We start from the raw sequence: 22,514 nt of genomic DNA on the forward strand, positions 1-22,514 counted from the left end.
GGAGCATGCGTGCGACATCCGTCGCCCTCCACGTGGTCAGCGCGGATGCCATCGCCGACGCCCTCGGCAGCCACCGGCCGACCGCGCAGCAGCGTGCCGTGATCGAGTCGCCCCTCGAGCCGGCGCTCGTTGTGGCGGGGGCGGGCAGCGGCAAGACGGAGACCATGGCGTTCAGGGTGCTCTGGCTGCTCGCCAACCGCATGGTCGAGCCCGGCCAGGTGCTCGGGCTCACGTTCACGCGCAAGGCGGCCGGAGAGCTCCGGGAGCGCATCCGGGACCGCGTCGCGCGGCTCGCCGACGCGGGCCTGATCGAGGAGCCCGACGCGTTCGATCCGCCGCAGGTGTCCACCTACAATGCCTTCGCCAACACGTTGTACCGCGACAACGCGCTGTTGCTCGGCCGCGAGAGCGACGGCGTCGTGCTCGGCGAGGCCTCGGCGTGGCAGCTCGCCAGAAGCGTGGTGATCGGCAGCGACGACGATCGCCTTCACGGCCTGGACCAGTCGGTCGACTCCGTCACACGGGCCGTGCTCGAACTTGCCCACGCGCTCGGCGAGAACACGGCGGACGCGCAGGGCGTGGCGGCGACTGCGACGGAATTCGCGCGGCTCGAGGAACTCCCGAACGGCGGAAGAGGCGCATACGAGAAGGAGGTCGTCGAGCCTGCGCGCATGGTCGGGCACCTTCCGCTGCTGCTCGATCTCGCCCGTGAGTTCGACGACGCCAAAGTGCATCGCGGGCTCGTGGAGTATTCGGACCAGGTCGCGCTCGCCCTCGAGATCGTCGGGCGTTCCCGTGAGGTGGTGGACGGCATCCGTGCCCGGCATCGCGTCGTGCTGCTCGACGAGTACCAGGACACGTCGGTCGTGCAGACCAGGCTGCTCGCCGCCCTCTTCGCGGGGCAGGCCGTGATGGCCGTCGGCGATCCGCACCAGTCGATCTACGGCTGGCGAGGTGCGAGCGCGTCGAACCTCGAGCACTTCGCGCCGGCGTTCGGTGCGAGCGACGTCCAGAAGTTCTCGCTGACGACCAGCTGGCGCAACGGCACGCGCATTCTGGATGCCGCCAATCTGCTGGTCGAGCCCCTCACCGCCCGTTCACGCGTCGCGGTCGCCGAACTGACGCCGTCGCCGACCGCGAGCAGCCGCGACGTCGACGCCGTCTTCGCCGAGACGCTCGCCGACGAGGCGGATGCCGCGGCACGCTGGCTGCGGGAGCGACTCGTGGAACGCGTGATCGATGCTGACGGCGAGCCGGTGACCGACGATCGTGGCCGATCCGTCCCCTCCAGCGCGGCCATGCTGTTCCGGTCCCGCTCGACGCAGGCGGCGTTCACCGCTGCCCTGCGTGAGCACGGCGTGCCGTACCACGTGCTCGGCGTCGGCGGGCTGCTCGCGGAGCCAGAGATCGCCGACCTGGTGTGCGCCCTGCGCGTCGTGGACGATCCGACCGCCGGCTCCGAACTGGTCAGGATGCTCGCGGGTTCGAGGTGGCGCATCGGTGTTCGCGACCTGCGTGGCTTGCGGCAGGCGGCCAGATGGCTGGCCGAGCACGATTACCGGCAGCAGAGGCTCGATGCCGAGGTGCGCTCCGCTCTGCGGGCGAGCGTGATCGACAGCGAGCAGGCATCCATCGTCGATGCGCTCGACGCCATCGTGCACGCGCCGGACGGCCACCGCATGCTCGAGGGCATCTCGCAGACCGGACTGAGCAGGATGCGCGAGGCCGGCCGCCTGTTCGGCCGCCTGCGCGCACGCAGCGGCCTCGGCCTGCTCGACTTCGTCACGCTCGTCGAGCACGAACTCGGGCTCGACATCGAGCTCGCGGCGAACGAGTCCCGCACCGGAGGACACGGAGCGCTCGACGCCTTCTTCGACGCACTCGCCGATTACCTGTCCGTGAGCGAGACGGCGGGACTGCCCGGCTTCCTCGGGTGGCTGCGCGAGGCCGAGCGACGCGACACGCTCGCCCCTCGAAGCGAGAAGCCGGAGCCGGGCACCGTGCAGGTCCTGACCGTGCACGGATCGAAAGGGCTCGAGTGGGACCACGTGGTGGTGCCGCGCGTGGTCGAGGCGGAGTTGCCGTCGACCCCGGTCGAGGGCATGAACGCGTGGCTGGGGTTCGGGCGACTGCCGTGGGAGTTCCGCGGAGACGCCGACGAGCTCCCGACGTTCGACTGGCGAGGCGCGACGACGCGCAAGGAAGCCAGGGACGCACGCGAGACGTTCAAGCAGGATGTCGGCGCGCACTACGAGCGCGAGGAACGCCGGCTCGCCTACGTGGCAGTGACGCGCGCACGGCACAGTCTGCTGCTGACCGGATCGTTCTGGGCCACCCAGACCCGCCCGCGTCGTCCGAGCAGATATCTCGCCGAGTTGGCCGAGGCCGGTATCGTCGCGGTGCTGCCCGAGGCATCCGCCCACGAGGAGAACCCGCTCGGCGAGAACTCGGAGACGATCACGTGGCCGCCGGATCCACTAGGCGGACGACGGGCGGCGGTGGAGCGTGCCGCCGAGCTGGTTCGCGAGGCGGAGCCAGGCCGATCGGGACGATGGGCCCGCGATCTCGAGGTGCTGCTCGCCGAACGCGAGCGGATGCTGGCGGCATACGCCACTGTCGAGTTGCCGACGCGCATCCCGGCCTCGCGTTTCAAGGACTACGTCTCACGGCCGGGCGAGGTGGCGGAGGAGCTCCGCAGGCCGATGCCGGAACGACCGTATCGAGCGACCCGCCTCGGCACCCTTTTCCACGCCTGGGTGGAGCGACGCTCGGGAATCGCAGGCAGAACCGAGGTGATCGACGCGTTCGCGGGGGAGTCGGACGACGAGCTCGGCCTCTTCGGAGGCTTCGAGTACGCAGGAGTCGAGGAGGCCGGCGACCAAGCAGGCGCAGCAGACGTATCCGGCGCGAACGATCCGACAAGCGCAGCAGACTCACCCGGCACGGCCGAACGGCTCGAGGGTGAGCGGCTCTCCGCACTCCAGCGCACCTTCGAGCACTCGCCGTGGGCGGATCGCAGACCCGTGGAGGTCGAGCGGGAGATCCACCTGCCGTTCGATGGACGACTGGTGATCTGCAAGATCGACGCCGTCTATGAACGAGACGGTCGCTACGAGATCGTCGACTGGAAGACGGGTCGGCCGCCGAAGGACGCCGACGACCTCGCCAGCAAGCAGCTGCAACTCGCGCTGTACCGGGTGGCGTTCGCGCGCTGGAAGGGGATCGACCCCGATCTGGTGGATGCCGCGTTCTACTACGTCGCCGACGACCTGATCGTCCGCCCGGCCGAGCTCGTCGACGAGGGCGGCTTGCTCGAGCTGTGGAGGGCGAACACGGCCAGCTCCGGCAGCGGCTTCGTCGCCGCCTGAACTCGGCCGACCGGGCCCCAGTTCCCTGAGCGGGGAGGAGCGAGCCGAAGGGCACCAGCACTTCGACGGCGCCCTGCGGGCTCCGCTCAGTGACCTGGAGAGCTCAGTCGTCGTCGCGGTCGAAGTCGTCCTCGGCCGGCGGCCGTTCCTCGGTCACCGGCGGGAGCCCGAATGATGCGTCGCCCGGCTCGCCCTCGACAGGGGTCGCCTCGAGCAGCGCCTCCACGTCGGTGATCGCCATGATCGGGCCCGTGCGCGGCGCGAGCGGATCCGCGTCGTCGTCGTGCACCCGTTCGACCAGTCCGTCGAGCATCGAGACGGCGTCGTCGACGATCAGTTGGTCGTGCAGTTCACGTCCGTGCATGAGCCACCGTGCGAGCTCGAGTTCGGCATAGAGCGTCGCGCGGAACAGGAGGTTCGGGTCGGATGACGCCCCGCGCGAGAGCGAGTACGCCTCGATCGCGGTCTCCGCGGAATCCGCACGCATGCCGAGCACCCAGTGCAGGTCGCGGGCGGCATCGCCGACGCGAAGTGCTGACCACCCGAGCAGTCCGACGACGGACTCCTCGCGAACGATGAAGGAGTCGATCGTCAGTGCGCCGTTGATCACGGTGGGTTGGAAGCGCCAGAGGTCCTCGTCGTTGACGGCCTCCCTCCAGCGCTTCGCGAGTGCCGCCGGCACCAGGCCGGTTCCTGTCGCGGAGGCGATGAGGGTCTTCGTCGCGGCGAGACAGTCGGCGGCGCTCAATGTCGGCAGGCCGGCATCCGTCACGAACGACGTGGGCAGCGAGTGCACGGCCGCGATGGCGCGTCCGATGGAGGCGGCCAGCCCATCGCCGGGCTGCACATTCTCGAGCGCGACCTTGTCGCCGGGCAGGAACGTGAACACGACGGCGCGCGTGCCGCCGACCGGGGTCTGACCCACGTATTCCGGTACGTCGAAGGGAAGTCTCGCCCGTACCCCGGAGGTGAGGGCGCGCAACGCGATGAGGTCGGCGCTCTGCTCGGTTTCGGCATCCTGCGACGCCGGAACGCGGATGATGAGCTCCGTGCCGTCACGACTGGTGAGCAGCGCTGACTCGAAATCGCCGTGCAGGTCGTAGCTGAAACTGCGGGTGCCTGCGATGTCCAGGTCGGGCACGGCCGACGTGGCCAGCGCGGCTAGAGTGAGGTGGGATCTGGCCATAACGTCAAGGGTAGGCGTGCCCTTCGCCACCGAGGTCGTTCGCCACGCGTTCGCCGCGAGCCCGGGCGCTTACGGCGTGTCGGGCCGCCTCGACTCGCTGCGACGTGAGCTGATCAGCGCGAGCATGGTTCGCGCACCCGCCTTGTACGTCTCGTGAGGAGTCCATCGATGCCGAGCCCACTCGGACCGCTTCCGCTGTCGAGATCCACCGTCGATCGGGACGGCGTCAGCCGTGGCCGAGAGGCGCTCTTCGACGAGCTGCTGTCCGACGAGACGACGCGAGTGCTCCCGCTCTGGCAGGGGCGCGTGCTGACCACGGATGACTCCGGGCTCGATGCAGCGCTCCTCACGCTGTTCCGCACCGACGAGGTCACCTCGGCACTGACGCGTGTCTACCTCGGGCGCACGCTCGAGGCGGCCGCAGAGGAGCCGGCAGGCACGCCGGTGATCCTCACCGTGTTGACGGATGCCGCGGCAGCAGAGCTGGAGCCCGACGAGACGAAGTGGCGCGGGCTCCGCGACCTCGCGACGCGCCTCAGCGACCGCGACGCCGGTCTGGTGACGGAGTCCGTCGCGGTGGCGAACTGGCACGCATCGCACACGCACTGCCCGCGCTGCGGCACGCCGACGGTCGTTGAGCTGGGCGGCTGGATGCGCCGCTGCTTCGTGGACAACAACGAGGTGTTCCCGCGCACCGATCCCGCCGTGATCATGCGCGTGCTCGACGACGAAGACCGCATCCTGCTCGGCTCGAACGCCCTGTGGGAGACGAACCGCTGGTCGCTGCTGGCAGGGTTCGTCGAGGCGGGGGAGTCGTTCGAGTCAGCCGTGCTGCGCGAGGTGGAGGAGGAGTCGGGCGTCATCGTCGCCGATCCGGTGTACCTCGGCTCGCAGCCGTGGCCCTTCCCGGCATCCGTCATGATCGGCATGGAGGCACGAGCCGTGCCGGGTCGCACCGAGTTGCGACCGGACGGCGAGGAGATCTTGGCACTGCGCTGGTTCAGCCGGGAGGAGATCTGGCGCGAGCGCGACGACATCCTGCTGCCGGGAGGCTCGTCGATCGCCCACGCGATCGTGCGGGACTGGTACGGCGGGCCGCTGGACGAACCGCCCGTGCCCCGATCGGATGCCGCGTGACCGATTCCGCCCACGCCCTGCTGGACGGCCTCGACGCCGCCCAGCGAGTGGCGGCCGAAGCACTGCTCGGCCCGGTGTGCGTGCTGGCTGGAGCCGGAACGGGCAAGACGCGTGCGATCACGCACCGCATCGCCTACGGCGTCGCCACCGGCGTCTACGCGCCGAACAAGGTGATGGCGCTCACGTTCACCGCCCGATCCGCCTCGGAGCTTCGTACCAGGCTTCGTGCGCTCGGCACGGTGGGCGTCGCGGCCCGCACGTTCCACGCGTCGGCGCTCAGCCAGCTGAACTACTTCTGGCCGTTCGTGGTCGGCGGGTCGCTGCCCCGCGTGCTGGGCGGCAAGGCGAAGCTGCTCGGCCAGGCGGCGGAGCGCATCCGCGTGAAGGTCGACACCGCGACGCTGCGCGACGTCGCCGCCGAGATCGAGTGGCGCAAGGTGAGCGAGCTCAGCATCGACGATTACGAGCGGATGCTCGCAACCGGCCCCGACGGCGGCCAGCCACGTGCGACCCCCGGTTCGCTCAGCCCCGGTCAGGCAGTCGACCTGCAACGCGCATACGAGACACTCAAGGACGACCGCCGGCAGCTGGACTTCGAGGACGTGCTGCAGGCCTGCGCAGGCATGATCGAGACCGAACCGTCGGTGGCCATGCACGTGCGTGAGCAGTACCGCTTCTTCATCGTCGACGAGTACCAGGATGTCTCGCCGCTGCAGCAACGCCTGCTCGACCTCTGGCTCGGCGACCGTTCCGACCTGTGCGTTGTGGGCGACGCGAGCCAGACCATCTACTCGTTCGCGGGAGCCTCCAGCGATTTTCTGCTCGACTTTCCGCGACGCTATCCGGATGCCGCGCTCGTACGTCTCGAACAGAACTACCGCTCGAGCGTTCCGATCGTCGACGCGGCGAACCACCTGATGCAGGGCAGACCGGGAGCGCTGATGCTGCACGCCCTCCGGCCTGATTTCCCCCAGCTCCCTGAGCGAGGCGCAGCCGCGTCGAACGGTCGCCCCGCCCCGCCCCGCACCTCCCCGACACCCGACGACCCGACTCCCACCATCACCGGCTACGACACCGACACCTCAGAGGCCGCGGCCGTCGCCGCATGCCTTGCCGCGAGCATCCGGCAAGGCGCGAAGCCGCAAGACCTCGCGGTGCTCTACCGCGTGAACGCGCAGGCTGTGCCTCTCGAGGCGGCGTTGACGGACGCCGGAGTCGCCTATCACGTGCGCGGCGGCGCGCGATTCTTCGAACTGCCCGAGGTGCGGCAGGCCGTGATGACGCTGCGTGCCGCGTCGTTGACGGTCGCGAACGAACCGCTGTTCCAGTCGGTGAGCGACGTGCTGCGTTCGCTCGGCTGGACCCTCGACGCGCCGCAGGCCCGTGGGAGCGTACGCGACAGGTGGGAGGCGTTGAACGCGATCATGGGCCTGGTCGACGACGTTCCGGCCGGCACCACGTTCCGCGAGTTCACCGAAGACCTGCTGGCCAGGCAGGCGGCGCAGCACGAGCCGCGCATCGCCGCGGTGACGCTCTGCACACTGCACGCGGCAAAGGGTCTGGAGTGGGACGACGTGCACATCGTGGGCCTCGGCGACGGCCTCGTCCCGATCGGCTATGCCCGCACGCCGGAGGCCGTCGAAGAGGAGCGCAGGCTGCTCTACGTCGGCGTTACGCGTGCGAGGCGCCGGCTGTCGCTGAGCTGGGCTGAGAGCGCGGTCGGCCCACGAGAGCCGTCACGTTTTCTGGCAGACCTCGGCATCCGCACAGACCGTGCTGCGAGTGCTGCAGTGCGCTGACACGCCCGTCCGGTTCGATGCACATGCTCGTCGAAGCATGCGATCTGTCATTCGAGCGCACCCTGGCGTCCAGCCACCGTGCAGCGAGCGACGCGACCTGAGCGGAGAGCAGGGGCGGCTCGGATGCCGGTGCGTGCGCATCGAGCTGCGTCGCGATCGCCGGCCACGCGGGGTCGGCGTCGGTGCGGGCGAGCGACAGACACCGCAGACACGGACCGTCGGCCTCCACGAACGGTCCGACCTCGGCACCGGCGTCACCGAACACGACGGGCAGGTGCGGAATGTCGCGGCGCAGCCACGGACCGTGCCGCCACGGCGGGATCACATGAGACCCGACGATCACCGCTGCGGCAACGGTGTCGCGTTCCTGATCGATGCGATCGGCCGTGACCACCCGGTGCCCCGCCTCGCGCAGCAGGCGCAGCAACCGCTCCGACGTCGCACCGTCGCCGTCGATCACGATCGTCGACGGCTTCGTCTCAGGGGTCGGGGCCGGAGGCAGCAGCGCTCCCGCGACCGACGCCAGAAGCGCGTCGACCTCCGCACCCGCTGCCCGTCCGAAACCGCCGGTGGATGCCGTCATCTCCAGCAGCGAACGCGCGGCGCCGGTGCGCAGGGCTGCGAGCATCCGCTCGAGCACAGGGGTCACCTCGGGGAAGACGCACACCACGCGATCCACACCCAGTTGCAGCGTCTGCGGATCGCGCCAGACCAACGGGACGGCCGGATCGAGGCGAAAGATCATGCCGCCATCATGCCGAGACGCGGCCGAGCGCACAGGCGTTGTCCACAGGACCCAGGTCCCTGAGCGAGCGAAGCGAGTCGAAGGGCGCCCTCGCAGCCCGGATGCGGGCTGGAGTCAGACGGGCCGGGGCCCGTCGTCGCCGTCGACGTCCGGGGTGTCGTCGCCCGGCTCCTGCGGGGCATCGCCCTCGATCGCCTCTCCGCGCAGCAAGGCGGCGATCGCCTCGTCGAGTTCGTCGTACTCCGGCTCGACTCCGGAGGCGGATGCCGTCAGCCGCGCGACGAGAGCGCTCGGGTCGTCCACGTCCTCCGAGGTCGGCATCAGGTCGGGGTGCGACCACAGATCGTCACGCGCGTCGTCGCCGACGGCATCCGTCACCTGCTTCCACATCGCTGCCGCCTCGCGCAGACGCCGCGGGCGCAACTCGAGGCCGACGAGCGTTCCGAAGGCCGACTCGGCAGGACCGCCTGCTGCGCGTCGGCGCCGAACCGTCTCGGCGACAGCGTCGGACTTCGGCAGCCTGCCTGTCGCCTTCGCTGTCACCACGTCGACCCAGCCCTCGATGAGAGCGAGCAACGTCTCGAGCCTGCCGAGCGCCGCCGCCTGCGCCTCGGTCTTCGGCGGAATGAGCGCACCGCTGACCATGGCCTGTCTCAGTTCCTCGGGGTTCGAGGGGTCGAAGCCCTCAGCGAGCTCCTGCATGCGGTCGATGTCGATCGTGACGCCGCGCGCGAACTCGGTGATCGAGGTGATCAGCTGCAGACGCAGCCACTTCGCATGCCGGAACAGCCTGGCGTGCGCCAGCTCGCGAACGGCGAGATACAGCGCGATCTGGTCCGTGGGGATGTCGAGTCCCTCGCCGAACGCCGCGACGTTCTGTGGCAGCAAGGCCGCCGTGCCGTCTTTCAGCAGCGGGATGCCGACGTCGCCGCCGGAGACGACTTCGCCGGAGAGCTGCCCGACGACCTGCCCGAGCTGGATGGCGAACAGGGTGCCACCGACGGCTCGCACGATGTGGCCGGCGTTCTGCAGCATGCCCTGCATCTCCTCGGGCGCCTGCTCCTGCATCACCTGCGTGAGGGCATCCGAGATGCTGGTGGCAACGGGCTCTGCGAGCTGCGTCCACACCGGCATGGTGTCTTTCACCCACTGCCTGCGGCTGAGCAGGATCGGCGTCGACGTCAGCTCGGAGATGCTGGTCACCTCGTCGAGCCAGAGCGCAGCCACGTTGAAGGCCTGCTCGAGCTCAGCACGCTCGGCGGGAGTGGCCTCGACGGCGTCCTTCGACGCGATCGTGGTGCCCTGCTCGAGCGCGACATCCCAGTTGATCCCGTCACCGGAGGAGTGCAGTGCGCTCTGCAACTGGCTCATCAGCGCCTGGATGCTCGCGGCGTCGCCGGGGAGCCCCGCCGCGCCCGCCAGCTGCTGGGGGTCGAACGACCCGTTCCCCGACAGGAACTGGCGCAGCATGTCGCGGAACTCGTCGTCTGGTTCGTTCCGGTCGTCTTCGGACACGCGATGCCTCTTCTCGTCGATCCCCGGGTATCGGGGAAACCGGCATGGGGGAGCGCTCGTGCTTCTCGCTGCGGCGCACAATCAACGCTAGCCCCGCGCACATCGGCCGCGGGTGGGAATTCCCCTATGCTGACGTGGTCCATCGTCCGCCTGTCGCGAACACGAGGAGAGCAGCGTGACCCTTTTCTCCGATGATCCGCACGCGCGGGCGGCGTCGGGCGACTCGGCGGGACCCGATCCGGACGCCGTCGACGAGTCGGAGCAATCCCCTCGACTTTCGCGGCGCGGCAGCATCGGCGCGGTGCTCGTCGTCGTCGCGTTCGTGTTGCTCATGGTCATGGCGCTGTCGCCTGCGCCCTATGTCATCGAGGCACCAGGACCCGTCTTCAACACGCTCGGCTACAACCATCCGGTCGGCCAGACGCCGACGAACGCCGACGAGAAGAAGCCGCTGATCGTGGTCAGCGGCCACAAGACGTACCCGACGAAGGGGGCGCTCGATCTGCTCACGGTGTCGGAGATCGGCACGCCGCAGCAGCTTCCCAACTGGGGGCAGGTCATCCAGGCCTGGTTCTCGTCGTCGCACGAGGTGATCCCGGTGGGTGTCGCGTACCCGCCGGGTGAAGACGTCACTCAGCAGAACGCCGAGAACGCGCAGGCGATGACGGACTCGCAGAAGGATGCCGTCGCAGCGGCCCTCAACCAGCTCGGTTACGACTTTCCGCAGCACGTCGTCGTACAGCAGGTCGTCGACGGGCCGGCGAAGGGCGTCGTCAAGGTCGGCGATGAGATCCTCACCGTCAACGGGGTCGCGATCAAGGGCGTCCAATCGCTGAGGGATCAGGTGAAGAAGAACGGCACGGACACGCCGGCCACGATCGTCGTGCTGCGCGATGGCAAGCAGAAGTCGCTCAGTGTGACGCCCGAGAAGGCGTCGGGGTCGGTCGTCATCGGCATCGGCGCCACGATGAAATACGACTTTCCGTTCGAGGTGACGATTCAACTCGACAACGTCGGCGGTCCGAGCGCCGGGCAGATGTTCGCGCTCGGGATCATGGACAAGCTCACTCCCGACTCCCTGAACGGGGGCGCGCACGTGGCGGGAACCGGCACGATCGACAACGAGGGCAACGTCGGCGCGATCGGAGGCATCAGGCAGAAGATGTACGGCGCGCGCGACGCAGGCGCCACTGTCTTCCTCGCGCCAGCGTCCAATTGCGACGAGGTGACGGGGCACATCCCCGACGGTCTTCACGTCTACGCGGTGAAGACACTGAGCGATTCGATCAAGGTGCTGGATGCCGTGCGCACCGGCTCCAGCACGTCCGGCCTGGCCACCTGCCCGACCTCCTGACGCCTCGAGTCCCTGAGCGGAGCGCGCAGCGCGTAGTCGAAGGGCGTCGGCGAGCTTTTACCAGACATCCAGGTCTCTCCCAGGCGCTCTCCCACTGTCGCCGGGCACGCTCGCCCTAGGATGGATCTCTAGCGCCCGAAGCGGGCAGTTCCTTCTTGACGGAGGGCAACTCTCCGCGAAGCCCCCGAAGAGGACTCTCAGTGACATCCGCAGCAGTAGGCCGCCCCCGTCGTCGTGCGGCCATCTGGATCACGCTCGGCATCGTCGTGGTGCTCGTCATCGCGTTCTTCATTTTCACGAGCCTGTACACCGACGTGCTCTGGTTCCAGCAGCTCGGCTACGTCAATGTGCTCACCACTCAGTGGTTGGCCGGCGGCGTGATGTTCGGTCTCGGTTTTCTCGGCCTGGCCGTTCCGCTCTGGTTGTGCCTCTTCCTCGCCTACCGGCTGCGCCCGGTCTACGCGAAGCTCGACTCGGGTGTCGGACGCTACCAGCAGGTCGTCGAGCCGCTGCGCAGGCTCGCGACCTACGGCATTCCGATCGTGTTCGGCCTCTTCGCGGGTGCGGCAGCCGCCGGCAACTGGAAGTCCGCAGCGCTGTGGCTGAACGGTGTTCCGGCCGGGCAGACCGATCCGCAGTTCCACCTCGACGTCTCGTTCTACATGTTCGCGCTGCCGTTCTACCGCAGCATCGTCGCCTTCCTGTCCGCCGTCGCGATCATCTCGCTGCTGGCCACGATCGCCACCAGCTACCTCTACGGCTCGGTGCGCGTCAACGGGCGCGAGGTGCGCATCTCGCGCGCGGCGCGCGTGCAGATCGCGGTGCTCGCCGCGGTCTACCTGCTGCTGCAGGCGGTGAGCATCTGGCTCGACCGCTACGCATCGGTGACGGACTCGGCCGTCGGTGCTCGTGTGAACGGCGCGGCGTACACCGACGTTCACGCCACCATCCCCGGCCGCGCCATCCTCGCGGCCATCGCCGTGGTCGTCGCGCTGCTGTTCGTGCTGACCGCCTTCATCGGTCGGTGGCGCTACCCACTGGTCGGCACGGCACTCTTGATCGTGTCGGCGATCATCGTCGGCGCCATCTATCCCTGGGGCGTGCAGAAGCTCATCGTCGCGCCGAGCGAGAAGACCCTCGAATCCAGCTACATACAACGTTCGATCGACTCCACACGAGACGCTTACGATGTCTCCGATGTGAAGACCAGCACGTACGACGCGAAGACGGATGCCGAGCAAGGCGCCCTGCGCAAAGATGCCGACACCACCGCGAGCATCCGCATCCTCGACCCGTCGGTCGTCTCCGGCGCGTTCTCGCAGCTGCAGCAGTTCCGGCAGTATTACGGCTTCGGCACCGACCTCGACGTCGACCGCTACACGATCAACGGCAAGGAACAGGACACCGTCGTCGCGGTGCGCGAGCTGGAGCAATCGGGACTGGGCAACTCCGGCAAGTACAACGAGACTTTCGTGTACACGCACGGCTACGGTCTCGTCGCCGCCTACGGCAACAAGCGCGATGCGGACGGGCAGCCGGACTTCTTGGAGTCGGGCATCCCGACCTCGGGCAAGCTCGGCACGTATCAGCCGCGCGTCTACTTCGGCGAGGGCTCTCCCAAGTACTCCATCGTCGGCGCGCCCTCAGGCTCGAAACCGGTCGAACTCGACTACCCGGCCGGCTCCGGCGGTCAACAGGCCACGTACACGACGTACGACGGCAACGGCGGTCCGAAGCTCGACAACCTCTTCACCAGACTCGCTTACGCGATCAAGTTCCAGGATGAGCAGATCGTGCTCTCCGACGCCGTGAACTCCAACTCGCAGATTCTGTACAACCGCAACCCGGCATCGCGCGTCGAGCAGGTCGCTCCGTACCTCACGCTCGACAGCGACCCTTACCCGTCAGTGGTGAACGGCCGCATCGTCTGGATGATCGACGGCTACACCACGAGCGACCAGTACCCGTACTCGCAGGAGGTGTCGTACAGCGACGCCACCGCAGACTCGCAGACGTCGGCGACCCCGAGCTACGCGATGGATGACATCAACTACATCCGCAACTCGGTCAAGGCCACTGTCGATGCGTACACCGGCAAGGTCACCCTCTACGCGTGGGATGCCTCCGACCCGGTGCTGAAGACGTGGGAGAAGGTCTTCCCGAGCACCGTCAAGCCGATCAGCGACATGAGCGGCGCATTGATGAGCCACGTTCGCTACCCGGCTGATCTGTTCAAGGTGCAGCGCGAGATCCTCTCCCGGTACCACGTGACCGATCCCGGCTCGTTCTTCTCGAGCACCGACGCGTGGCAGGTCCCCGATGATCCGAGCACAGCGGATGCCACGTCCCAACAGCCTCCCTACTATCTGACGATGCAGATGCCGGGACAGACGTCTCCGCAGTTCTCGCTCTATACGACGTTCATTCCGCAGTCCACGAGTGCGTCGAACCGCAGCATCCTCAAGGGATATCTGGCGGTCGACTCGAATGCGGGGGACAAGTCCGGCACGAAGGCGTCCGATTACGGGACCTTGAGATTGCTGCGCATACCGTCGCAAGACACGATTCCGGGGCCGGGCTCTGTCCAAAACAGCTTCGATTCCGATCCCAGTGTGTCCGCCGCGTTGAACCTGTTGAGACAGGGATCGACCAAGGTGATCAACGGCAACCTGTTGACGCTGCCGGTCGGCGGCGGGCTGTTGTACGTCGAACCGGTCTACGTGCAATCGAGCGGGTCGACCAGTTATCCGCTGTTGCAGAAGGTGCTCGTCTCGTTCGGTGACAAGATCGCATTCGAAGACACGCTCGACGGCGCGCTCGACGTGCTGTTCGGCGGCGACTCGGGAGCGACGGCAGGCGACACCGGAGCAGCGGGCTCGAGCTCCGGCTCAGGATCGGGCTCGAGCAGTGCCGGCTCCGGCAGCTCATCGACGGGATCGGGTTCGTCGGCCGACACGACTCAGAACCAGAAGCTGCAGGCCGCGCTGAACGATGCGAAGCAGGCGCTCGCGGACCGCGACGCCGCGCTCAAGTCGGGTGACTGGACGGCGTACGGCACAGCGGATGCCCGCCTCAAGAAGGACATCGCCGACGCCCTCGCAGCCGAGCAGGCGATCTCGTCCGGGTCGAGTTCCTCGAAGTAGTCGCCATGGCCGCTTCCCCATTCGATCTCAGCGGCACCACCGTGCTCGTGACGGGTGCGCGGCGCGGGCTCGGCCGGGCCATCGCGCTGGAGTTCGCCCGTGCCGGGGCCGACGTCGCGATCGGTCTGCGTGACGTGCATGACGACGAGGGGCTGGCATCCGAGGTCGAGTCGTTCGGCCGGCGGGCACTTCCCGTGCGGCTGGACGTCACCGACCTGGCGGGTGCGCGGGCTGCCATCGACGAGACGGTACGCGAGTTCGGGCGGCTCGATGCGCTGGTCAACAACGCGGGCGGGGGCATCCTCGGCCAGGCGATCGACGTCACAGAGGAGGACTTCGACCGGGTCTGGCAGCTCAACACGAGGTCGACGTACTTCCTCTCCCAGCACGCGGCGAAGCACATGAGGGATGCCGGTGGCGGCGCGATCGTGAACATCGCGTCGCAAGCGGGCTTGGTCGCGTTGCCGGGCGAGTCGCCGTACTGCGTTGCGAAGGCCGCCGTCGTGCACATGACGCGGTGCCACGCCGTCGAGTGGGGCGACTACGGCATCAGGGTGAACGCGCTGGCGCCGACGTTCATCGCCACGGACGGTACCGAGGCCGCGCTGTCGGATCCGGAATTCCGTGCCGACACGGTGGAGCGCATCGCGGCGCTGCACCGTATCGGGGTGCCTGCAGAGGTCTCCGGTGCCGCGGTGTTCCTGGCATCGCCTGCCGCATCGCTGATCACCGGCCAGACGTTGGCGATCGACGGGGGCTGGACGGCGCGCTGAGTTCGCGTCTGCCAAAGCACGACGAGCCATGAGCTCACCCCGAAGCACTCACCCCACGGTGTGCACGCGAGCGAGGAAGTCGCGGGTCTGCTCGTTCTGCGGGTCGTCGAAGACCTGTTCGGGCGGACCCTGCTCCACGAGCACGCCGCCCTTGAGGAAGACCACGAGGTCCGCCGCTCGGCGGGCGAACGACATCTCGTGCGTCGCCATCACGATGGTGGATCCCGTCGCCTTGAGCTCGGCGACCAGATCGAGCACCTCACCGACCAGCTGAGGGTCGAGGGCGCTGGTGATCTCGTCGAGCAGCAGCAGCTCCGGGTTGCTGGCGATGGCGCGCGCGATGGCGACGCGTTGCTGCTGGCCTCCGGAGAGCCGGTCGGGGTAGTCCTTCGTCTTGTTGCCGAGGCCGATGCGGCCGAGCAACTCGACGGCGATCGTCTCCGCCTGATCCTTCGGCATCTTGTGCACGCGCCGGTTCGCGATCGTGACGTTGTCGAGCACGCTCAGGTGCGGAAACAGGTTGAACTGCTGGAACACGACACCGATGCGTGCACGCGTCTCATCGACGTCGACGCGCGGGTCGCTGATGTCTTCTCCGGTGAGAAAGATCTGTCCGTCATCGATCTGCTCGAGAAGGTTCGCGGTCTTCAGCAGCGTCGACTTGCCTGAGCCGCTCGCGCCGATCAGCACGACCACCTGGTGCTTGTGCACGTCGAGATCGATGCCGCGCAGCACCGTGTTCTCGCCGAATGCCTTGTAGACGCCGCGCATGCTGAGCACGGGAGCATCAGTCGTCGCCTCGCTCATACCACACCGCCCATCTGCTCACGGCGTTGCGCCCTGGCCGTGTACCAGTCCGTCAGCCGGATCATCGGCCAGCTCAGCAGCACGAACAGCAGGCCGGCCACCACGTAGGCGGTGAAGTTGTAGGTCTCGGCGACGTTGATCTGGGCCGCGCGCACGGCATCCACCGCTCCGAGCACCGAGATGAGGCCGACATCCTTCTGCATCGAGACGAAGTCGTTCATCAGCGCAGGCGTCACCTTGCGGATGCCCTGGGGGAACACGATCAACCGGAGCGTCTGCGTGTGGCTGAGCCCGAGCGATCGTGCGGCGAACCGTTGCGACGGATGCACCGCCTCCATGCCGGCGCGCAGCACCTCGGCCACGTACGACGAGTACGTCAACACGAGCGCGATCGTGCCCCAGACCTGAGGAGCGACTCTGGGGAAGATCCCCAGCCCGGGGATACCGAAGCCGACGAGGTAGAGCACGATCAGCACGGGGAGCCCACGGAACAGGTCGGTGTAGGCGGTCGCAAGGAATCGCAGTGGAAACCACACCGGACCGCGCAACGAGCGCACCGCGGCCAGCGCCGTGGCGAAGATCGCCACACCGATCGAAGCGAAGAACAGCACCTGGATGTTCGTCCACAGGCCCAGCAGCACGCTCGGCAGGGCCTCCCACGCCGACTTCGGATCGAAGAAGGACTGCTGAACGATCGCCCAGCCCGGCGTGTTCACCACCGTGATCCACACGATCACGGCGAAGACGACGGTGCTCACGAGCCCGATCAGGACCGAGCGCGTGGTCTGCCGTTTGCGGAAACGAGCACGGTCGAGTGCGATCGCGCTGAGCGCATGAGGCTCGGACGCGCTCGTGCCTCGGGTAGCCGCGTCGGGTGCGGGGGAGGTGCTGGACACAGGCGAGAGAGTACCGCTTACGTTGAGGTCTACTTGAAGGTCGGCACGTGAACGGTGTCGGACAGCCACTTCTTCTGCAGCGCCGCGAGCGTTCCGTCTGCACGCAGCGCGTCGACGGCGGCCGTCACCTTCTTGGTCTCCGGCGAGTTCTTCGCCAGCACCAGGCCGTAGTCGTCGCCGCCGGCAGTGTCGGAGAAATGTCCGACGACGGTGGCGTTCTTCAACTGAGCGCTGGTGATGTAGAACGCTGCAGGCAGGTCGACGGCGATCGCGTCGATCTGCTTGCTCTTCAGTGCCTGCACCGCGTCATCCTCGGAGTTGTAGACGGCGGGGGTGCCGCCGACGTCTTTGATCAGAACGTCGTAGCTGGTGGTTCCCGCCGGCACGCCGATCTTGTATTTCTTCAGGTCGGCCGTCGAGGTTGCGGATGCCACCGGCGTGTCCTTGAACGCCACGATCGCCTGGGTCGTCGTGTAGTACGCCGAGGAGAAGTCGACGGCCTTCTTCCGCTTGTCGGTGATGCTGAACTGCTGCAGGTTGAAGTCGAAGTCCTTCGGCCCAGGCGCAATGGCTGCATCGAAGCCGGTGCGAACCCATGTCACCTCGCTCTTGGAGAATCCGAGCTGCTTGGCGACGGCGTAGGCGATGGCGGCTTCGAAGCCCTTGCCGGTCTGCGGCTTGTTGTCGATGACCCACGGCGAGTAGGCCGGCTGGCCTGTCGCGATGGTGAGCTTTCCGGCCGTGACGGTTTCGAGGCCGTGCGTGGTCGTGGTGGAGGTGGAGCTGCACGCGCTGAGCGCGAAGAGCGCTGCGCTCACGGCGGCGACGATGAGGACGCGCGCACGTCGGCGGGGGCTTCGGGACACGAGTTGACCTTTCGGAGAAGCGAAAGGAGAGGAGCTGGCTGCTGCCCGCAGTCCGGTTACGGTGGGCCGCATACGGCGTCGGGGCCGTGCATTCGGGAGTGCGCTCCCCTCTGATGCACGAATGATCCTATGTGGAAGGATTGTCGTCCGGCGAATCGATTACGCCCCGTGACCAGGGGGGAATCGCGTTCCGGTCGCTTCACCTCTGACCCGTATCCAACTTCCAGTCGTCGAAGCGGAACTCGGGGGAGACGACGCAGCTCACGAGCGTCTCGCCGTCGGATGGCAGCGTGCGTTGCCAGCTGCCGGCCGGGATGACCACCTGCGCACGTTCGCCGGCAGGGATGTCTCCTCCCAGCACGACCGTCGCACCAAGCTCGGGTGCTTCACCCTCACCGCCGAATTGCAGTGTCAGCCTGCCAGGGCCGTGCCAGAGCCAGATCTCGTCGGAGCGCACGACGTGCCACGCGGAGGCGTCCCCGTCCTCGAGCAGGTAGTGGATGAGCGAGGCCGCAGCCCGCGGTCCACGCGGCAGGTCGACGGTGAGGGGCGACGTCCACGTACGCCGGAACCATCCACCCTCAGGATGCCGCTCCAGATCGAGCCTCTCGGCTCGCGCCGGTCGTTCCATGTGTGTCCTCTTCCATCAAGTGCCTCGGGCATCGCGTGCGGGGGATTCGGGGTCGGATTCGCCGTTCACATCCCGCCGTCGCCGTCGCGGTCGGCGTCGTGCTCTTCGTCGTCCCAGCCGGCCTGCGACCAGCGCTCGCGGCCGTCGACGTACGTCGCGGCGCAGCGGCCGGCACCGGCTTCGATGAGCTCGGCTACGGCATCCGCTGCGGACGTCACCGCGATGTCGAAGAAGGCGAGATCGGCGACGGCGCCGACGCCGAGTTGACCAAGGCGTCGTGGACCGACGTCGAGGCCCATCGCGCGGGCTCCGCCGAGCGTCGCGGCTGCCAGCAGCCTGGCGTGCAGATCGCCGCCGCGGTATCCCTGCGCCCTCGCGAGACGATGCAGGTGGGCGACATCCGCCATCAGGTCGAGCGACGGGCTTGACGAGAGCGAGTCCGTCCCGACCGCGATGTCGTTGCCCTCTCGCAGGTAGTCGGCAACGGGCGGAGGCTCGAGCCCGATCACCTCGTTCGACCGCGGACAGAGCGCGACGCTCGTGCCGCGCAGCCTGAGCAGTCGTCTGTCTTGCTCGGTCACGTACACGCCGTGCGCGATGTGGCAATCCGGCCCGAGTACGCCCAGCTGGTCGACGAACTCGGTCGCGCTCGTGCCGAAGCCGAGTTCGCGCAGCGCACGGAAGCTTTGCACGCCGGCGAATCGCCAGTTCTCGTGGCGCTCACCGCCGTCGGTGGGAACGCGCTCGCCTTCGAACTGCGACTCGCCGAGATGGATGTGCAGTCGCAGCCCACGCTCCCGCACGATGTCGGGGATCTCGTGCAGCGGCAGAGTGTCGAGCGAGTACGGTGCGTGTGGCGCCAGGCCGGCACCGGGCGTCGTCGGGATGCGGTCGAGCTCGGCGTGCACCTGCTCGCGTCCGCGTTCGCGCCACGCGGCATCCTGCCAGCTCATCACTTCCCAGTACGCGATGCCGTGCAGGCCTGTGTCGTGCAGCACGCTCGACGCCTCGAGGTCCGTCACCACGTCGGCGACCGCCGTTGCACCCGACGCGAGGAGCTGGGCCGCGCCGTCGACCGCATCCGCTCGCCAGTCGTGTCGCTGTTCGTACCGTGCGTCGAAGGACTGCGCCCAGTCCTCGAAGCCGTGATAGCGGCCCTGGCCGACCTCGGCCATGCCGCTGTACTGCAGGTGAGTGTGCGCGTTCACGAGCCCCGGCGTCAGGATGCCGTCAGCGTGCGTCTCGTAGAACTCCTCGCCTCGTTCGCGAAGAGCCGCGAGTACCCAGTCGCGATCTCCGACGTGCAGGATGCGTCCGTCATGCACCGCCACAGCACCATCGACGATCGGCGGTGCGGTCACGGGCAGCACGAGCGACGCGGAGAACACTCGGATGCCGGTCACCATGCCAGTCACGATGCCGCTCCGCTGCAGTTACCCGCGCCACGATCGGCACCGACCCCACCCCCGCGGCCGACCGCACCCCGGTTGCCTGCGCCGGCTCGGCCGCGGAAGCCGTTGAGCGCGAGAGCTCGTCGCGCGATTTCCCGATCAGCGTCGACGGGTAGTGGGTACAGCCCCGGTTCACGGAGGCTGCCGGAGAGCAGTGTGCTCACGGCCTGGAGCTGGGCGGCGAAGGACAGATCCATGATCTCGATCGGATTGCCCTCGCCGGCGGTGATGTTGACGCAGCCCCCGTCGTCGACGACCCACACGGAGTGACCCTCGTCGAAGGTGAATCGCTCGAGATGCTCGTCGACGCGCTCGACCGTCGTCTCGTCGCGCAGTCGAGCGGTCTCGATCTCGTCGTCGATACCGCCCGCGACGGCGAACACCGTGCGGTCGGCGGCGGATCGCATCAGGTCGAGGGAGATCGTGTGAGCGACTCCTGTCGCGGAGACGACCACGTCGGCGTCGGCTGTCAGAGCGTCGGCTGTTCCCGTGCGATACCCGGTGAATGCGGCTTCGAGCTCCGCGCGCGGATCCGTGTCGACCACCCGCACCTCGCTGCCGAGCGCGACCGCGAATTGCGCAACACCCTGACCCACCGGACCGAAGCCGATCACGGTCACGGTGGCACCGCTCAGTGATGAGACGAGCCCGCCACCCGTCCCGTGCCGCTGAGACCCGGCGGCCTCCAGCACGTCGGCGAGGGCGAACACGCACGACTGACCTGTGCCGTAGCGGTTGTCGAAACGGGTCTTCGTGACGGCGTCGTTGACGGCGACGACGGGCATCCGTAGCCCGCGTCGTCCGTCGTCGTCGTGTTCTTCCAGATCGCGCAGGGCGCGCACGCCGCTCGTCGTCTCCTCTGCGGCGCCGATCATCTGCTCGGCGAGGTGCGGGCGCAGTTCCTGCGCGAGACGAATGACGTGGGCGCCGTCGTCGAGAAGCAGCTCGGGTTCCGTGTCGAGGAGTTGCAAGGCGAGTCGGCGATCGTTTTCGCTGTCGCCTGACGAGTCGGCGAAGACCGGGATGCCGCGAGACCGAAGCTCGCCGGCGACGTCGTCGTCGGTTTCGTAACGGTGGGCGAAGACGACGACGTCGGCTCCGGCGTCTCGAAGCAGAAGCGCCAGTACTGCGGTCTTCGGTTCCAGCACCATCGAGACGGCGATTCGTCGTCCGGCTATCCGGCCGCCGTTCTTCAGGTCCGCCGCGAAGGATGCCGCGAGCGGCATATGAGCTCCGGCCCACTCGAGGCGTCCTGCGGCGTCCGGTAGTTCGGCACGCATGGGGAGTTCGGGCCAGGACGGCACGAGGTCGATTTCCTCAACCGAGAGGATGCCGTCACGCACGCCGTGTCGTGCATGTCCCGAGCCCGGTCGTGCGGGCGCAGTGCCCGGTCCCACAGGCCTTGGCATGCGCTCCGTCAGCGCCCGCGTTGTCGCGCCGTTCAGGTCGACGACCACGGTGGCGCCGGCGGAGACTGCTCTTTCGGAGGCGCTCGCCGACCCCTCTCCTTCGCTCGCGACTGCTGTGACGAACGCGTAGTCGGGCGAGTCAGAAGATTCGCGGCCGCCGCATGCGAGCATGACGGTTCGTACGGCATCCGCTGAATCGTCGTCGCCGATCACGATGAACGTGCGGCCCGACAGCATCAGGTTGGTGGCGCGTGCGAACCGGCGCAGCGCCGTACGAGCGTCGTCGAGTGCGGTGATGGTGGGCACCGCTCAAGACTACGGAAGACGAGGAATGCCCAGTGTCATCCGGCCGCTCGGGGTTCGTGAGTCACCGGCGCTTGACGCTTCCGGTGAGTTCGGCGACGGCATCCAGTCGCGGTGGGCGCAGGAGTATCCACGCAACGGCGACGACGATGAGTGAGACGACGAAGACGCCGAAGCCGACCCAGCTCGTGTCGTCTCTCAGCCCGTACATGTGGTTGAGATTGCGTAGCGGTGCAGTGATGAGCACGAGCCCGACATGCACGATCGTGAACGCGACGAACCAGATCATCACGGAGAAGTGCATGATGCGTGCCACCCCGAGCGGGAACGCCTTGTCGAGTGGGCGCCAGCGCACGGCGAGTCCGGGAGCGAGGCGGATGCCGGTGAGCACTGCAAGGGGCGCGGCGATGAACACGGTGATGAAGTAGGTGATGAGCTGCAGCGCGTTGTAGTTCATCCAGCCGTCTTCGTACGGCCAGTTCAGCGAGACGTATTGCAGGCCTGCCGAGATCGCATTCGGGATGATGTCCCATCTCGTTGGGACGATCCGCACCCACTGTTCGGTGCTGAACAACAGAACAACATAGACGAGGCCGTTCAGTACCCAGAGAGCATCGACGGTCAGATGCCACCACGATGTGAGTGTCACGCGAATCGGCGGGTTCTTCGTCTTGACGAGGTGATCGTTGTCTCGGATCCAGAACTCGCGTGGTCGGTGGCCGCTCTTTCTGGTGCGCCGTATCGACCAACCAGACAGCACGACGAACAGCAGGAACGTTGCGCTCAGAAAGTGGAGGATCGCCAGCCAGAGAGGAAAGCCGACGGGTGCCCATGACGGCAGTTCGCTCGTGCCCGGGTAGCTGTGCACGAAGTCCGCGAACATCGGAAGCGTCAGCAGCCATCGCACGAGCAGAACGATCAGGGCAGCGACCACGATCGAAGCCGGAATGATCCAGGCAAGCGGACGCCATCTGCCGGTCGGTCTCGCGGGCGTCGGGTCCTGCGTTGTCATCGCGTTCACGGTATCGCACCGCTGGCCTACGGACATGTGCAGAGCTCGTTAGGCGAGACGAGACGCGAAAGGCGAGAGGCGAAAGGCGAGCGGGGAGAGGCGAGCGGGGAGAGGCGAGA

The 22,514-nt window shown here is 67.8% G+C and carries 16 protein-coding genes; 7 read left to right on the forward strand and 9 right to left on the reverse strand.

Annotation, left to right across the window (positions count from 1 at the left end):
• The first annotated feature begins 5 nt into the window (after positions 1 to 5).
• Complete coding sequence (locus MJ603_RS12955; protein WP_243064138.1) at positions 6 to 3,368, forward strand: ATP-dependent DNA helicase; 3,363 nt, start codon at positions 6 to 8, stop codon at positions 3,366 to 3,368.
• 103 nt (positions 3,369 to 3,471) lie between these two features.
• Here the strand turns inward: MJ603_RS12955 and MJ603_RS12960 are convergent, their stop codons facing one another.
• Positions 3,472 to 4,554: a macrolide 2'-phosphotransferase gene (locus MJ603_RS12960; protein WP_243064139.1), complete on the reverse strand. Its 1,083-nt coding sequence runs from the start codon at positions 4,552 to 4,554 to the stop codon at positions 3,472 to 3,474.
• A 16-nt stretch (positions 4,555 to 4,570) separates the two neighbouring features.
• Between MJ603_RS12960 and MJ603_RS12965 the strand changes: the two genes are divergently transcribed.
• The 3 genes from MJ603_RS12965 to MJ603_RS12975 are packed head-to-tail and all read left to right on the forward strand — an operon-like array spanning position 4,571 to position 7,490.
• Positions 4,571 to 4,711, forward strand: coding sequence for a hypothetical protein (locus tag MJ603_RS12965; protein ID WP_243064140.1), 141 nt, complete (start codon positions 4,571 to 4,573; stop codon positions 4,709 to 4,711).
• Positions 4,712 to 4,722: 11 nt separating this feature from the next.
• Positions 4,723 to 5,691 carry an NAD(+) diphosphatase gene (nudC, locus tag MJ603_RS12970; protein ID WP_243064141.1) on the forward strand — a complete coding sequence of 323 codons (969 nt, stop codon included), beginning with the start codon at positions 4,723 to 4,725 and terminating at the stop codon, positions 5,689 to 5,691.
• Positions 5,688 to 7,490 carry an ATP-dependent helicase gene (locus MJ603_RS12975; RefSeq protein ID WP_243064142.1) on the forward strand — a complete coding sequence of 601 codons (1,803 nt, stop codon included), beginning with the start codon at positions 5,688 to 5,690 and terminating at the stop codon, positions 7,488 to 7,490. The genes nudC and MJ603_RS12975 overlap by 4 nt, the downstream gene beginning before the upstream one ends.
• Positions 7,491 to 8,349: 859 nt before the next feature.
• Here MJ603_RS12975 and MJ603_RS12980 read toward each other — a convergent pair.
• Positions 8,350 to 9,750 carry a zinc-dependent metalloprotease gene (locus MJ603_RS12980; protein WP_243064143.1) on the reverse strand — a complete coding sequence of 467 codons (1,401 nt, stop codon included), beginning with the start codon at positions 9,748 to 9,750 and terminating at the stop codon, positions 8,350 to 8,352.
• 175 nt (positions 9,751 to 9,925) lie between these two features.
• Here MJ603_RS12980 and MJ603_RS12985 point away from each other — a divergent pair, with 175 nt between their 5' ends.
• The 3 genes from MJ603_RS12985 to MJ603_RS12995 all read left to right on the forward strand — a co-directional run bounded on the left by MJ603_RS12985 (position 9,926) and on the right by MJ603_RS12995 (position 15,020).
• Positions 9,926 to 11,104: a PDZ domain-containing protein gene (locus MJ603_RS12985; protein WP_308220598.1), complete on the forward strand. Its 1,179-nt coding sequence runs from the start codon at positions 9,926 to 9,928 to the stop codon at positions 11,102 to 11,104.
• Between the two features lie 200 nt (positions 11,105 to 11,304).
• Positions 11,305 to 14,247: a UPF0182 family protein gene (locus MJ603_RS12990; RefSeq protein WP_243064144.1), complete on the forward strand. Its 2,943-nt coding sequence runs from the start codon at positions 11,305 to 11,307 to the stop codon at positions 14,245 to 14,247.
• A 5-nt stretch (positions 14,248 to 14,252) separates the two neighbouring features.
• Entirely contained in the window at positions 14,253 to 15,020 is a 768-nt protein-coding gene (locus tag MJ603_RS12995) for an SDR family NAD(P)-dependent oxidoreductase (protein ID WP_243064145.1), read from the forward strand.
• A gap of 48 nt (positions 15,021 to 15,068) precedes the next feature.
• On the opposite strand, the gene MJ603_RS13000 is transcribed toward MJ603_RS12995, so the two are convergent.
• From MJ603_RS13000 to MJ603_RS13030, 7 genes are all read right to left on the reverse strand, one after another.
• Complete coding sequence (locus MJ603_RS13000; protein ID WP_279239290.1) at positions 15,069 to 15,827, reverse strand: amino acid ABC transporter ATP-binding protein; 759 nt, start codon at positions 15,825 to 15,827, stop codon at positions 15,069 to 15,071.
• Positions 15,824 to 16,723 carry an amino acid ABC transporter permease gene (locus MJ603_RS13005; protein WP_243064146.1) on the reverse strand — a complete coding sequence of 300 codons (900 nt, stop codon included), beginning with the start codon at positions 16,721 to 16,723 and terminating at the stop codon, positions 15,824 to 15,826. Before MJ603_RS13005 ends, MJ603_RS13000 begins: the two co-directional genes overlap by 4 nt.
• A 29-nt stretch (positions 16,724 to 16,752) precedes the next feature.
• On the reverse strand, positions 16,753 to 17,541 hold the full coding sequence (locus tag MJ603_RS13010; RefSeq protein ID WP_243064147.1) for an ABC transporter substrate-binding protein: 789 nt from the start codon (positions 17,539 to 17,541) through the stop codon (positions 16,753 to 16,755).
• A gap of 247 nt (positions 17,542 to 17,788) precedes the next feature.
• Complete coding sequence (locus tag MJ603_RS13015) at positions 17,789 to 18,220, reverse strand: cupin domain-containing protein (RefSeq protein WP_243064148.1); 432 nt, start codon at positions 18,218 to 18,220, stop codon at positions 17,789 to 17,791.
• Between the two features lie 65 nt (positions 18,221 to 18,285).
• Positions 18,286 to 19,626, reverse strand: a complete 1,341-nt coding sequence (locus MJ603_RS13020; RefSeq protein WP_243064285.1) for an amidohydrolase family protein — start codon at positions 19,624 to 19,626, stop codon at positions 18,286 to 18,288.
• Positions 19,627 to 19,631: 5 nt separating this feature from the next.
• Positions 19,632 to 21,386 (reverse strand): adenosylhomocysteinase, encoded by a 1,755-nt coding sequence (locus MJ603_RS13025; RefSeq protein WP_243064149.1) that lies wholly within the window; start codon positions 21,384 to 21,386, stop codon positions 19,632 to 19,634.
• Between the two features lie 61 nt (positions 21,387 to 21,447).
• Complete coding sequence (locus tag MJ603_RS13030) at positions 21,448 to 22,395, reverse strand: cytochrome b/b6 domain-containing protein (protein WP_243064150.1); 948 nt, start codon at positions 22,393 to 22,395, stop codon at positions 21,448 to 21,450.
• Positions 22,396 to 22,514: the final 119 nt, after the last annotated feature.

The organism is Humibacter sp. RRB41, from assembly GCF_022761015.1.
Classification (GTDB): domain Bacteria; phylum Actinomycetota; class Actinomycetes; order Actinomycetales; family Microbacteriaceae; genus Humibacter.